Source organism: Sphingobacterium prati, assembly GCF_013167215.1.
Classification (GTDB): domain Bacteria; phylum Bacteroidota; class Bacteroidia; order Sphingobacteriales; family Sphingobacteriaceae; genus Sphingobacterium; species Sphingobacterium prati.
Genome location: NZ_JABJWY010000035.1, coordinates 444,045 through 457,853 on the forward strand (window position 1 = coordinate 444,045; position 13,809 = coordinate 457,853).

Consider the following 13,809-nt stretch of genomic DNA (forward strand, 5'->3'; position numbering starts at 1 on the left):
TTTCCATGCTGCGTTGCGTCAAATAAACCTGATTAAAACTAAACCGAATGATAAACCCAACAAAATTTAGTCTGTTAATGTTGACATTGATGTCATGGCTATTTACTCATGTTTTAAAAGCACAGTCATTGGCCGACTTTACACTTCCTACAGCCTGGACTGCGCATGCTTTGACAGCAGAAATACCACTCCCCGAATATCCTCGTCCACAGATGAAGCGCACTGAGTGGCAAAACCTCAATGGGATATGGGACTATATTGGTGGCAATACACATACAGATCCAAGAACAGCCGATACCCCACCAGCATTTCCTGCAAAGACAGAAAAGATCCGGGTACCCTTTGTTCCCGAAGCAGAACTGTCCGGAATTGCCCGAAGCGCCGAAAAATTCTTGTGGTATAGACGAACTCTTGTGATACCACCGACATGGAAGGGGCGACGTGTCTTATTACATTTTGGTGCGGTAGATCACTATGCTAGTGTATATATCAATGGTCGAAAGGTGGGTAACCATACGGGGGGATATAGTGCATTTAGTTTTGATATTTCGGACTTTTTAAAACCTGGCGACAACAGCCTCACCGTGGGAGCCTATGATCCAAATGATGGTAAGATGCCCTCTGGAAAGAATGGTGATAAAGGAGACTATACCTTTAGTTCGGGTATTTGGCAAACAGTCTGGATGGAACCTGTAGAGCAAGAGCATGTAACTCGGCTCAAGCTGGTTCCCGACCTAAAAAATAATAGATTACAGATTACTGCCTTCGCGCAAGGTGAAAATCTGACGATTGTTGCCAGGGCAAATGATGGACAACAAGAGGTTGCTAAAGCACAAGGAAAGGCTGATGAAACTTTTTTTCTCCCAATCAGCAGTCCCCATCTATGGAGCCCGGACGACCCTTTTCTATACCAGCTGAACGTAGAACTGAAAGATAGACAGGGGCAAACAGTGGATCGGGTAGACTCTTACTTCGCGATGCGCTCCATTAATATCGGGAAGGTCGACGGTATAAACAGAACCTTGTTAAATGGAAAGTTCCAATTTCAGATTGGGTTGTTAGACCAGGGCTATTGGCCGGATGGAATTTTTACAGCACCCACAGAGGAAGCTCTACTTTACGACATCCAGCTTGCAAAACGGGCTGGCTTTAATGTCATCCGTAAGCATATCAAAGTCGAACCCATGCGCTGGTATTATCATTGCGATCGGTTGGGATTAATGGTCTGGCAGGATATGCCAAACTTATGGTATCCAGATGATACCGATTCTGTCGCTGTACGGAAGCAGTTCCGGACCGAACTCAAACAGATGATGGATCAGCTCGTCAGTGTGCCTTCTATTGTTACCTGGGTGCCTTTCAATGAAAACTGGGGCGCCTTTGAAGTGCCGGATATCACCCAATGGACCAAGGAATATGACCCCTCAAGACTGGTCAATGGCAACTCGGGATTTAATTATGCACCGGGTTATAGGCCAGCACAAGGTGATCCTGGTAATGGTGATTTTGTGGACATGCACCATTACGGAAAAATGGAAGATAAAGCTTTCCCCAAACCGGATGCAAACCGCGCCGCATCTTTAGGTGAATTTGGAGGAAAAGGTCTTTTTGTGCGCAAACACTTATGGCCTGTACCTAATAATGCCTACGAAATATTGATCAATAAGGATGTATTGACAGATACTTATATTTACTTGCTCAACGAAATTGAACAACGTATGATGTACAGGGGGTTAAGCTCGGCTATTTATACGCAGACTTCAGATGTGGAGCATGAAATCAATGGGCTGGTCACTTATGATCGCAAGGTCGAAAAAATGGATTTTAATAAAATCAAATGGATAAACGAGGAAATTATCAAGAGCAGCCAAAATATCGACAAAAAGAAGAAAATAAGTTCAATTTTGAGAGAATATCCAGTAGAATAGAAATTGGAGTCAAGAGCGCTTTAATGGGCATCTCTTGATTCTATTTTTGTCACTTGAAAGGAAAACGATTTGAGTCGGCCATGTGCCTAGCAACTTGATCCAATCAGCATGGATCAGAATTAATCCGTAAATTTACGACGATGCTGAATGATTATAAAAAATACGAACTGTTTGGTAAGCCATTGATCCAGAAAATTGATTTGTCTGCACCCTTTAGGTATGACTTCCCCATTGCTGAGCAAGCCTGTTTTCTATACGTTTTAGAAGGAGAGTTTCGCTATCAACGAAACGATGAACAAATTAACTTTCCTACGAATTACGCTTTATTGCTCAATTGCATCGGTTCTGGAAAACAAATCCAAAATGCTAAACCGGGACAAGGCTGTCAGGTCATTATCGTTACCTTTTATCCGGATATCCTGAAACGGATCTATGACCGCGAACTGCCTGCACTGTTTCAAAAGCCTAAGCAGCTTATTTCAAATAAATCAAATGAAAAAATAAGCAATGATTTTCTGGTCGAAAAGTATATAGAAGGGTTGCTCTTCTATTTTGAAAATCCTGCGCTTGTAAATGAAGATATATTGGTGCTTAAGCTGAAAGAAATCATCTTATTGCTGGCGCAGTCCCAGAACGCTGAAGCAATTCAATCGGTTTTGTCACAGTTATTTAAGCCAATGAGCTATTCATTCAAGCAAGTTATTGAAGCAAATTTATTTTCCCAGCTAACGATTGATCAATTGGCTGAGCTAAATAATCTTAGCGTATCATCTTTCAAACGTGAATTCGCAAAATTATATAACGATAGCCCCGGCAGTTATATCCGAACCAAAAAATTGGAAAAAGCTGCCGAGTTGCTCACAATAACGGATAAACGTGTCAGTGATATTGCCTTTGATTGTGGTTTTAATGACCTGGCCACTTTTACTAAAAGCTTTGGCGATAAATATCATGTTAGCCCTACCGCTTATAGGCAAGAGCAGAAAGGAGTATAAACCGATAGGTAATTAAAAAGCCTGTCATACCCTAGCTGATTGGGCACATCAGCAGTAGGTAGTCCGCTTTTCAAAGTTTTTTTTAGCTACGCATTTCCAGCGACCGCGTAAAGTTTTTTGAGCCAAAATCTTAAATAGTTGAACCAAATCCCCAAATCTCTTTAATCTTTCCAATGCAAATTTGTAGTGTTCCTTCCAGGGCATTATTTCTCACTATATTTTGGAGAGAGGAATGGCATGGTGGGCACAGTGCGGTTTAGGCAAAGCCGCTTTATTCATTGATGTATTATTAAATTGAAAAAAAATGAGTTTATCAAGTGTAGGAATCTTTCATACCATCCTTGGTATTTTAGCGATTGTAGCTGCATTAGCAGGATTTATCAGATATGGCAAAATCAATCTCGCCACCTTGTCTGGAAGGGTATATTTTTATGCAACCATTGTCACCTCACTATCGGCTTTGGGTATTTCAAAGCATGGAGGTTTCAATGCTGGGCATGTGTTTTCCCTCTTTATCATTCTTTTGGTTGCGATGGCATATTTTCTCTTTTCGCGCAAAAAGGCTAGTCTCAAAGCGAGATATTTTGAAAACTTCTCGCTATCATTTAGTTTTTTTCTATCCCTTGTGCCGACAGTGAATGAAACCTTTACCCGAGTCCCGATTACAGGTCCTTTGGCCACCGATAGCAAAGATCCAATAATTGCGCAGACACTCCTGATTCTTTTTGTACTTTTTATCATCGGATCTATTTTTCAGTTCCTTAAACAAAGAAAGATAAATAAGGTGGTTTCTACCACTTATCTTGACAATATTAGCTGAAACATATACTATTAGAAGAACTAAAGCCACTTGTGCAACAAGTGGCTTTTAGTTACAACTTAGTCGTTATTAGTGCTTGTGGAATACGAATGTCTTTCCATTGAGGTTATCCGTTGTGCGAAGATGCCCTTAAAACCGATCCGAACAGTGACGAAGGTTTCCCAATTCTTTCCTAAATTGATATATAGCTTAGGTTATCACAATATTTAAAAATTAAAACTTGAGTTATATGACTAACTGGAATTTAATAAGAGGGACGGAAGGAAAATTGTCTACCCAGGATATCAGAAAAAATATTTTATCTTACATTATCCAAAATCATCCTGCAAGTCTGATTCAATACATTGAAAAAGAACATAATATTTACAGAATTGATATTTTGGGTAGTGATAGTCTAATATTCGATTTGCAAGGCCAATTTGTAAAAGTGAATAGAAGGTAAGGATTATGGAAGGGCTAGATTAGTTTTTTTAAGGTCGAGTTTGAAAGACTCGGCCTTTTTTATTGTTGCAGTATCGCTTTCAGAAATCTGTTGTTGGCTACGGCAATTTTCTTGTTTAATATATCCTGACCGTAGCTAATATAGACAGTTGAATCAGTTCACTATATTGTGGACAGCAATCCACCGGCCAGCCTAAAATGGGGGTTATAGACTATGCACTAACCAATATTGCCGAACGATATTTACTGGAGAGTGTGGTTATAGAAAGAGTTTAGTCCCTATGTTGTGTATAATACATCTGTTCAGGGATTTCTGCAAGAGTCGATTCATGCACCTTATTTCCAAGTGTATAAAACTCTTGGAAGTTCATAATCAAAGGTTTCCACTTGTCTGGGTCGACTTTGTTCGGTTTACTGTCCATAATAATTGATGTATCCAAATATATCCTGTTTATTTTTAGTTCAAACGTGATAATTTTTCCCTGCTCTATATTTTCATCCGCTGCCAATTTATGAATCGCTTTGACAACAGCTTCCATTTGTACCGGGCATTCGTTTACCCTTGGGGCATTGACGGTTTCGGAAGGTAACTTTGTCAATCCTGCAATTTCAAATTTATTTTCTTCGAAGCGATATCCCTTTAATATTTTAGTTTGTGAAACAGGATTAGAGCCCGTGGTTTTAGCAAGCCGGTCTACTTCATTTACTGAAGGTAAATTTAAAACAGCTTCTTTTGTAGCCATTAAGTTCATGGCTGTTTGAGATGATGCACCAAGACCAATGACACACCGCCAACCTAACCAGAAAATTGAGGAAATGGGAGCGAGATTATCGGTACCATTCGCATTTTTGGTGCTGATAAGAGCTACCGGTGTGCCGAAATACAAAATGGCAGGATCGCTTTTAATATGCATATTCTAATTACTTTAATGATTTTTCTTTCTATTTATCCCCATATTATGTTGTAAAACTAACTATGTCAAATAAATATTAAAATCCGATTCTTGCGAAATCCCGTTACATTTTACGTACAACTTTAAAATCCGCATGGCGTCTTTTACTAATCAAATACATTTGCTAATTCTTTTTCTAAGCTTTTAGATATTTTATTATCTTTTCTCGCCCGGTTGGTCTTTTTCAGAATCCATTGTCTATACGGAAGAGGATGGACCAACTAATTCAGTTTGACTTTGCCTCATCCTAGGAAATGTTATAGCGTATATTGCGAGATTCTATTTATTTGACATTTGTTTCAAATAGCTGTCATAGTTAAAATAAGGTTCATTGCAAAGCGAATTCGCTTTTAGGTACAGCGTTCCAGTTTTGTTGTCCAAAATAACATTAAAATGTTTTAGGATCTGATTTCCAAACAAGCTTGCTTTGTTATTTGATATTGCAGGATCGGAAGCATTGGTCACGATATCTTTGAATCCTACACCTGCGATGAGAGCATCTAGACGAATTATTTTTCGTCCGTTGACGACAGTCAGCGGCTGCAGTTCTTCCCAATTATTCTCTAACCCGGTGAAATCATTCCCGATAAGCATAGAGCCGTTTCTGCCAGTATCAAAAAGAAACCAAGCTTGGTATCTTTTGTTGTTATGGAAAATATCAGCTCTAAACATCGGACGATTTTGCACATAATATACAGGCATTTTTTCATAATCTTGGGCTTGGTTTGGCAGTTTGTCATAAATAGTAAATTCGTTTTTATCGTAATCGATTCCGATAATTTTATCCCGAAAAAAACTGTTTCCTATGATTATATCTTCGAAATCGTCCATATTTCCAACTTCGGTCAGTGGAATTCCATTCCACTGCAAATCAGAAATAATCAATTGATTATCCAGACTTGTCCTTTCTTTGTTGACTCCTTGTGTATTGCTCACCATTTTGTATGAAGAAAACTCTAAACCGATTTTATCTGAAGATTTTTTGTTAACAACGCTGGTTCCTGCTCCTAAGTCAAACTGTAGAAGTACGTTTTTATCGTTGATTTGTCCTTCAAAAAAGATCTTGGAATTAAGTAGTTTGAAAGGTATGCGAACCGGATATGTAGCTTTGGTTTTGAGGATAGAGACATCTGGGGGCAGCGTGGAGGAAATCTGAATGTGACAGCTGTCTTTCTCGTTGAGCAATACCACAAAATCATATTTTTTACCCGGCTTGGTAAGGATGTTCAATTCCTCTTGGTCTGTCCTAAATTTTATAACACTTTTTTGTGAAGGTAGATTCACGTAATAAATATCAGGACGAGCTTCCGGTTCCAGACGCCAATCCATTTTCACGTGAGCTCCATCGCTTATCCAGATATTTGTCGAAGTAGATTTTATCGTCCTGATTTTTTGTTGAGCATAGCTGAAGTTTACGCCTAAAATAAGCAGCATCAGAGCTATTGAAATGATCTGTTTCATACCTGTTGTTTTCATGTTTTACATTTTTGATCAAAGAAATGAAGCTTGTCTGTAAAACACGAAAATTATGCCCGCCAATGCCCCGACAGGCACCCGTCAGGTTCCCGTCAGATATCTGGCAAAGGCTATAAAATATTGATATTCGGTAGTATACGCTCTGTGTTTTCTTTGCTTAGAGAGATTGCATTTCGGATAATAACCAACCCATTCACACCGATCCAAAGAATAGGTATAAGTATTTTTACGTTACTTTCCACTCCAAACCAATCGTTAAGGATCAAAACAAAGATGCATAGTACAATTCCAATCAAGGTCCAAACGATTTGGATAGACAGCAGTTTTTTATTGATAGGGTTCATTTTTTTCTTCCACAAAATCAGGATAAGGGGGATGAGAATGTTCAGCGGTGGAAGGCAAATAAATAGCAACGTAATGAGATTTACGATTTTATTCCATCTCATCGTATCCTGATTTTTATTGTCAGAAATTTCCTGAAATTCAAAGTATGACTCATCCACTTCCAGCGCTTTTGTAAGGGCTTTGAGCGTAAATCCTTTCGGAATTTGTCCGGATTCGATCCGCTGAATTGTCCTTACAGAAATACCCGACTTCTCTGATAATTCTTCTTGTGTCAAGCGAAGCTTTTCCCGTTGTTCAGTTAATTTCGACATACCCTTATCATATATATGAGCTAAGGTAACGAAAACAAGCTTTATTGTTTTTCAAAAATTACTAAGAGTTTTATTTTCATTCAAAATCTTTTTTTCCAAAAAGCGGAATTATTCCAGCGTTGTTCTTTTCCATAGAAAGATCTTTTGGTTTTAAGATATTGATTGTATATTTTGTTTATATTTTCTTGGTAGTTGTTAAAAGTCATTGTATGTCCTAAATGGGCATCTATAATCGCTTTAGCTCCGTTACACCCAGAAGTCATCGCAAACCCAATGCCCATAGAAGAAATGGGATCAAACGAAGCTACCGCATCCCCGACAGCCAAAAAATTCTTTCTGGAAAGAATATCCGTAACTTGAGAAAAAGCATTTTTTATCCACGGTTTTCCTATCGAATCTGCAGCAGCGATTTTACGATTGATATAGGTTGTTTTTGCCAGTAATGCACTCCAGTTTTCTATTTTTTTAAGCCTTTTTTCTTGGATGATATTTGCATCTGAAAAGAGCGTTAGTGTCATTGTTTGATTGGGTAAAGTGGCACAGTACCACCATCCGTCTTCGATCGATTCAATTACAATATCTTGTTTAATATGCTGCGCTTCTTTGAAATAAAGAAACCTTCCGATTGCGGTAAGTTCATCATCGCGTTTAGATTCAACACCTAGCTTTCTGCCGACACTAGCTAGTCTTCCGGTTGCATCTATCAGAAAGGTTGCCTTTGCAGTAAAATTTCCTTTTACATCATGTTTTAAGCTTACTGTCCAGCAGTTCTCCTCATCCTGATTAAAGTTGAGACATTTTGTTCTTGGAAAAATAATACCACCTTGTTCTGAGACCTTCTCCAAAAGCATATAATCAAATTCCTCCCTGTTTAATTGAAAACTCTCAGTATCCGTATTAAAAATGGAGTCTCTCACTAACATCCTTTCACTTCCCCAGGCCGCAGTTGTACTGTATCCTTTGATGAAATTATCCTTTTTGAAATGATCCTTTTCAATGCCTATATATTTCATCAAATCAAAAATACTCGAATTGACCTGTTCACCGATTTTTATTGATTCTAAGTTCGTCTCCTCTATAATCACGACTTGTAGGTCCGAATATTTAAGTAAACTTAAAGCGGCGGAAGTCCCTGCGGGACCTCCACCGACAATTAAAACATCAGTTTCTAATGTGTTTTGCATCTTTTATCGTCTATTTCGGGTTCCCGACCGCGGTAACGGCATACGTTCACCCACTATTTCAATCTTTTTAAATCCAACTTCTTCCAAATGAGCCATCAATAATCTGCCTTTTTCGCTTCTCTTTTTTATAATCTGTGGATTTTCTTCAATATAGAAAACTGGAATTGTCGTTTCATTATCCTCTTTATTCCCGCTAATTTGACTGACAGGAACATTGTCATAAGTAAATATTTCATTGTTTCTTTCAGTTTCTACAAAGAAAGGAAACCCTGTACTGTGTGAATTTTTATCCCTGATAAAACCCAGCGCATACCAATATGTGACCATTTGCGTGAAGCTATTTATTCCACGGGCATAATTCATTTGCTGACCAGCAGGAACATTAGTTGCAACTTGACCATCCGCAGTAAATTCACCTACCAAAACATCCCATGGGCTCTGAGGCGGCCACCAGTAAGAATAGTAGGTGGGAGGCAGCGGAGCAGCCGGGTCACCGGCTTTATTTACCGAAGGATCTGTGAAGTTGATCAGCTGGATCGTGCATTGGAAGAAATCTGCCTGCCACGGACAAGCCATTCTTTTGGTTAGATCACCCGGTTCACAACCACCACCTTCACACTCGTCTCTGGAGGGAGTTAATCCATACGTAGCATATAGCTGTTCATTTCCGTATTGTAAAATTCGATACGGGCTGTCATAAATGATCGGATTTTGCAAACTCCATGTGACTTCAATTCCAGGGCACATTGGCAGGCCGACGCAATTACCGACACTTGCCGTATCTCTGGAATTTACGGGATATTGGTCATAATTAGTGTTGCTTATGAAGTAACCATTAGCCCATTGTTGCATTAAGAATAACTGGGTCTCGTCGAGCGCCAAGAATTTCATGATATTCGTGTTACTCACCGAGTTACTTCCCGAATTCAATGGCATCATTGGAAAAATATCTGTTCCATTTTGCCTTAACAATTGCTCTTGCGGTAAAGTAGGTGGGACAGGGGGTTGCGAGTCATTTCTTCTAAAATAAGAAAAATAATTCTGCCTATTGTGCCAATTCGCATCCGAATTATCTGTAAAGTCAAATACATTGCTAGTAAAAGCCATCATTGATTGTACGTTCGAAACCCATTGATACCGTCCGATCCGGTTTATAATGGGCAAAATATCGCGTTGGTAATTGGCCTGATAATTAGGATTAAATTTCCCATTACTATACATATCCGGGACTAAATTGAAATTTCTGACTGCAACATCAAACATGGTATCACTCAAATTCGAAATATTGACGATCTCCGGTGCAAAATCGGGCGATCCGACCACGACCCAAGCGGTCAAAGAGACTGAAGTTCCATCGTTAAATTTGACTGTACAATAGACTGCTCCATCAGAAATATCATCATGCCAGGTGCTCGACCCGCCGTAACTTGTTAATGGAAGGTTTCCGCCTGCATGTCCATAGCCACCTAAAACGACCAATCTTCCTAAGTTATCGGTTAGAAGATCCCCGAGGGTAGTAATAGGGGATCCATAAAGGACATTTTCTGATGGATATTGTGCCGGATATCCGTAAGGGACATTACTTTTGTCGAACCCAATTTGTTTGCTTCTTCCAGAGACGGTTCTTGGCCCGGGGTCTACAATCAAAGTCTGTCTTTCCTGTTCGGTGGTTTTATGAGGGTTTCTGAAAGGAATTTGTTGGTTTTGGTAGCTGTTTTGCGTCCCATATAACAAATTTCCCTGCAGTTCACTATATTGATACCAAGCTGCTTTTTTGTTTGCTAAATGAACTGTCCATTCGATTGATGCTACGTTGGGGCTATCCAGATTAACTTCTTCGCCCCACTCTGTGAGGATAGTAAAAGGTTGTCCCTGTCGTTTGATCAAGCCTTTAGCATCTTTGAAATCTGAGATTGGACCTAAAGCATTTCCGTTGCTATCCGCATCAAAAGGAAGACCTCCAATGGTATTTGGAGATAAACAGATATCCGTAGGGCTATTACCTAATCGGGCAACTCCTACAGATGGATGAATTGATAAATTCATGGTTTATTTATTTGGTTTTTCCTACTCTGTTATTGGCTTTTCGGTAACGCCATATTTAAATTGTTATTAGTTTTAGACAAAATAATATTACGCTAAGCAACTGATCCTTCTGCTATTTACTTTACTATTATAAATTTATAATAATTTTCTCAATATCAGGGAATTTTTTTTATTTTTAATTTAAAAAATACTTAGAATTAATTTTTAATGTTTTCTTTTTACAGATGTGAGAGAATTTTTTGTGCTGTCGATGTGAATAAATAGAATTGGTCTGACTGGAAATGAGGTTCTTGTGTATATGCTATTGCATCTTTAGGGGATTTAATAGATTTTACTTTTACGGAAATTGGTCTTAAGATAGAATCATAAACTAAAGCTACAATCCATATTTACATTACCAATATAATATCTTCGTTGGGAAATAGTATTAACTGGAACAATTCACTAATGAAAATTATGCGCATTGATAAGATCATAGTTCCGCTATAGGGATGCAGACCATTGAGTCACTTGACCATTAACAGCTGTTGACGGGTACCAATTGCATGCTATCATTTCTGTTTTAAGAGAAATATATTTAAAGCAATTTTATTACATTTGGTAAAACAATAAATCAGGAATAACTCAAATTATGAAAAAGATTCTTTTTAGTTTAGTAATGTTAATATCCACATCGCTAATTTACCATTTGAAGGGTCAAACACAAAAAGTCGGTAACGGTAATTTTTTTGATACCGTTGTAAATAACCACAATCAAATCTTTCAGTTCTCAGGTATTCCATCGGCTGTAGAATTGGTTCTAAAGTACTGTAAAGCAGTAGATTTTAATTTTTATAACTTACAAAATGAATGGCAAAACAAAACAGATGGATCGTTCCGTGACTTCGACAATAAAGAATTATATGGAATTACTTTTTACCAAAAATTTAATTTACCGCGGGATGCCAATTTTCCAATGGATAGTCTTTTTCAAACCATAGAAAATGAATTGAAGTCTGGTAAAAAAGTAATTATCGCATTGAATATGGATGCGAACTGGTCTATTTTTGTCGTTTATAGACAGTCTCAGGATGGAGAATTTATTTCATATAGCAAATTTGGAAGCCATACATTAATAGTTAGAAACACAAAAGAGATTGTGAGAAAGTCTAACGGTACGGAAATCATGACTTATCGTACTCCCACGCGTTCGTAGCGAGAACTTAACAGATCGTTTTAACTATGGTAAAAATTAATAATAACTTAAATTATGAAAAAGGTTATCTTAAGTTTAGTGGTATTGATATCCACATCTGTTATTTTTCATTCGAAAGCTCAAACACAAAAAATCGATAGTTGTGATTTTTTTGATACTGTCGTGAACAACCACGATCAAATCTTTCAATTGTCTTGCATTCCATCAGCTGTCGAAATGATACTAAAATATTATAAAGCCGTAGATTTTGATTTTTATGATTTACAAAATGCATGGAAAAACAAAAGCGATGGTTCTTTCCGCGACTTTGACAATAAAGAATTATACGGGTTTACTTTTTCTCAAAAATTTGTTTTGCCACGGGATGAAACCTTTCCGATAGATAGCCTTTTTCAAACGATAGAAAATGAATTGAAGTCTGCGAGAAAAGTAATTATCTCACTTCCGGGGGAGGCGGGCTGGCATATGTTTATTATCTGCAAACAGACACCGGATGGAGAGTTTGTTTCATACAGTAAACTTGGAAACCATACATTAATACTTAGAAATACAAAAGAAATTGTGAAAAAGTCTAACGGTACAGAAATAATGACTTACAGCATTCCCAATCGTTTGTTATGAAGAGAAATGACTCTACCTGACGATAATGATAGTAAGTTTTATTCCTATAGGACTGTAAATTTTTGGTGCAGAATCGCAGATATTAACTTCTGTAGATAATCTTCCGATTGCTTTATTACATGAGAAAAAAAATTAAGATTACTAATTAGAGACTGTAACATGAACTGTGTCAGAGGAATAATTCAATAAGATTATTTATATTCAATTATTCAAACGACACGGTCATGAAAGAAAAAGACCCATTCGACTTTGAACGCTTCAAGGCAGAAGCCATGCAAGGTCTTTACGAAGGTAAAAGTTTGTCTCCCAATGATGGCGTCCTAGCGCCGTTAATGAAGCATCTGTTGGAATCAATGATGGATGGAGAACTGGAAAACCATTTGAACGAAGAGAAAGCTTCGGGCAATAGCAACCGGCGAAATGGCAAGACAAAAAAGACTGTCCGAGGCCTTAACACTGGGACATTTGAACTGGAAACAGGCCGTGATAGATCCGGCACATTCGAGCCTAAGGTAGTACCTAAAAGGCAATTAATCATTACTGAACAGCTTGAGGGACACGTGCTGAGCATGTATGCCAAAGGAATGAGCACACGGGCGATAAGCGAGTTTATACGCGAAATGTACGCAATGGAAATCTCTGCCACTGAAATATCGCGTATTACCGAAAGTGTACTTCCAGCTGTAAATGAATGGCGTAGTAGGCCTCTTGAAGCTGTTTATCCCTTTGTATTCCTGGACTGCATGCACATTAAAGTTCGCCAGAATGGAACTGTTGAATCAAGAGCTATTTATAACATACTGGGAGTTGGTATGGATGGTAGAAAAGATCTGATCGGTCTTTATAGCTCAGAAAATGAGGGAGCTAAGTTCTGGCTTTCAGTTCTTACGGATCTAAAGCAACGTGGTGTTGAAGACATCCTTATTGCTTGTATTGATGGTCTAAAAGGGTTTCCTGAGGCCATAGAAGCTATTTTTCCAAAAACAAAGATCCAGTTGTGTATTGTTCACCAAATCAGAACAAGTATGCGCTATGTAACTGAGAAAGATAAAAAGCTTGTTATGGAGGATTTAAAGCCAGTCTATAAAGCCGTGAACGAAGAAATAGGTTATGAGAACCTCTTGTCTTTCGAAGAAAAATGGGGTAAGAAATATCCGCTTGCTGCCAAATCCTGGATGGATAATTGGACCAATCTTTCTACTTTCTTTGAGTACGAGGATCAGGTTCGCAAGATTATATACACCACAAATCCGATCGAGGGAATGCACCGTCAGATACGAAAAATTATTAAGTCTAAAGGAGCTTTCAGCTCTGAACAGGCGCTCATGAAATTGATGTATTTAATTATTAAAGATATTGCAAAAAAATGGACGATGCCAATGCATAACTGGGGCTTGACCATATCCCAACTTTATATTAGATTTGGGGATAGACTCAAATTAGAAAGAGGTTTTTAAGATGCTAATCCAATGACACAGTTTGAGTTACACTCCC

Annotated in this window: 12 protein-coding genes; 7 read left to right on the top strand and 5 right to left on the bottom strand. The window is 38.2% G+C overall.

Going from position 1 to position 13,809, the window contains the following annotated elements; genetic code table 11:
- Nucleotides 1-47: 47 nt before the first annotated feature.
- The 4 genes from HPC41_RS17780 (at nucleotide 48) to HPC41_RS17795 (ending at nucleotide 4,185) form a co-directional block, all read left to right on the top strand.
- Nucleotides 48-1,928, top strand: a complete 1,881-nt coding sequence (locus tag HPC41_RS17780) for a glycoside hydrolase family 2 protein (protein ID WP_172395347.1) — start codon at nucleotides 48-50, stop codon at nucleotides 1,926-1,928.
- Nucleotides 1,929-2,068: 140 nt separating this feature from the next.
- Nucleotides 2,069-2,923, top strand: coding sequence for a helix-turn-helix domain-containing protein (locus HPC41_RS17785; RefSeq protein ID WP_172395348.1), 855 nt, complete (start codon nucleotides 2,069-2,071; stop codon nucleotides 2,921-2,923).
- 304 nt (nucleotides 2,924-3,227) lie between these two features.
- Nucleotides 3,228-3,743, top strand: coding sequence for a hypothetical protein (locus tag HPC41_RS17790; protein ID WP_172395349.1), 516 nt, complete (start codon nucleotides 3,228-3,230; stop codon nucleotides 3,741-3,743).
- 229 nt (nucleotides 3,744-3,972) lie between these two features.
- Nucleotides 3,973-4,185, top strand: a complete 213-nt coding sequence (locus HPC41_RS17795; RefSeq protein ID WP_172395350.1) for a PepSY-like domain-containing protein — start codon at nucleotides 3,973-3,975, stop codon at nucleotides 4,183-4,185.
- Nucleotides 4,186-4,456: 271 nt separating this feature from the next.
- Here the strand turns inward: HPC41_RS17795 and HPC41_RS17800 are convergent, their stop codons facing one another.
- The 5 genes from HPC41_RS17800 to lodA all read right to left on the bottom strand — a co-directional run bounded on the left by HPC41_RS17800 (nucleotide 4,457) and on the right by lodA (nucleotide 10,499).
- On the bottom strand, nucleotides 4,457-5,098 hold the full coding sequence (locus HPC41_RS17800) for a flavin reductase family protein (RefSeq protein ID WP_172395351.1): 642 nt from the start codon (nucleotides 5,096-5,098) through the stop codon (nucleotides 4,457-4,459).
- A gap of 318 nt (nucleotides 5,099-5,416) precedes the next feature.
- Nucleotides 5,417-6,613, bottom strand: a complete 1,197-nt coding sequence (locus HPC41_RS17805) for a retropepsin-like aspartic protease (protein ID WP_172395352.1) — start codon at nucleotides 6,611-6,613, stop codon at nucleotides 5,417-5,419.
- 110 nt (nucleotides 6,614-6,723) lie between these two features.
- Nucleotides 6,724-7,269 carry a helix-turn-helix domain-containing protein gene (locus HPC41_RS17810; protein ID WP_172395353.1) on the bottom strand — a complete coding sequence of 182 codons (546 nt, stop codon included), beginning with the start codon at nucleotides 7,267-7,269 and terminating at the stop codon, nucleotides 6,724-6,726.
- Nucleotides 7,270-7,349: 80 nt separating this feature from the next.
- Nucleotides 7,350-8,453, bottom strand: a complete 1,104-nt coding sequence (gene lodB, locus HPC41_RS17815) for a lysine-epsilon-oxidase maturase LodB (RefSeq protein WP_172395354.1) — start codon at nucleotides 8,451-8,453, stop codon at nucleotides 7,350-7,352.
- 3 nt (nucleotides 8,454-8,456) lie between these two features.
- Nucleotides 8,457-10,499: a CTQ-dependent lysine 6-oxidase LodA gene (lodA, locus tag HPC41_RS17820; RefSeq protein WP_172395355.1), complete on the bottom strand. Its 2,043-nt coding sequence runs from the start codon at nucleotides 10,497-10,499 to the stop codon at nucleotides 8,457-8,459.
- A 631-nt stretch (nucleotides 10,500-11,130) separates the two neighbouring features.
- Here lodA and HPC41_RS17825 point away from each other — a divergent pair.
- From HPC41_RS17825 to HPC41_RS17835, 3 genes are all read left to right on the top strand, one after another.
- Nucleotides 11,131-11,694 carry a hypothetical protein gene (locus tag HPC41_RS17825; protein WP_172395356.1) on the top strand — a complete coding sequence of 188 codons (564 nt, stop codon included), beginning with the start codon at nucleotides 11,131-11,133 and terminating at the stop codon, nucleotides 11,692-11,694.
- A 54-nt stretch (nucleotides 11,695-11,748) separates the two neighbouring features.
- Entirely contained in the window at nucleotides 11,749-12,315 is a 567-nt protein-coding gene (locus tag HPC41_RS17830; RefSeq protein WP_172395357.1) for a hypothetical protein, read from the top strand.
- Nucleotides 12,316-12,539: 224 nt separating this feature from the next.
- Nucleotides 12,540-13,772 (top strand): IS256 family transposase, encoded by a 1,233-nt coding sequence (locus HPC41_RS17835; RefSeq protein ID WP_120334405.1) that lies wholly within the window; start codon nucleotides 12,540-12,542, stop codon nucleotides 13,770-13,772.
- Nucleotides 13,773-13,809 lie beyond the last annotated feature (37 nt).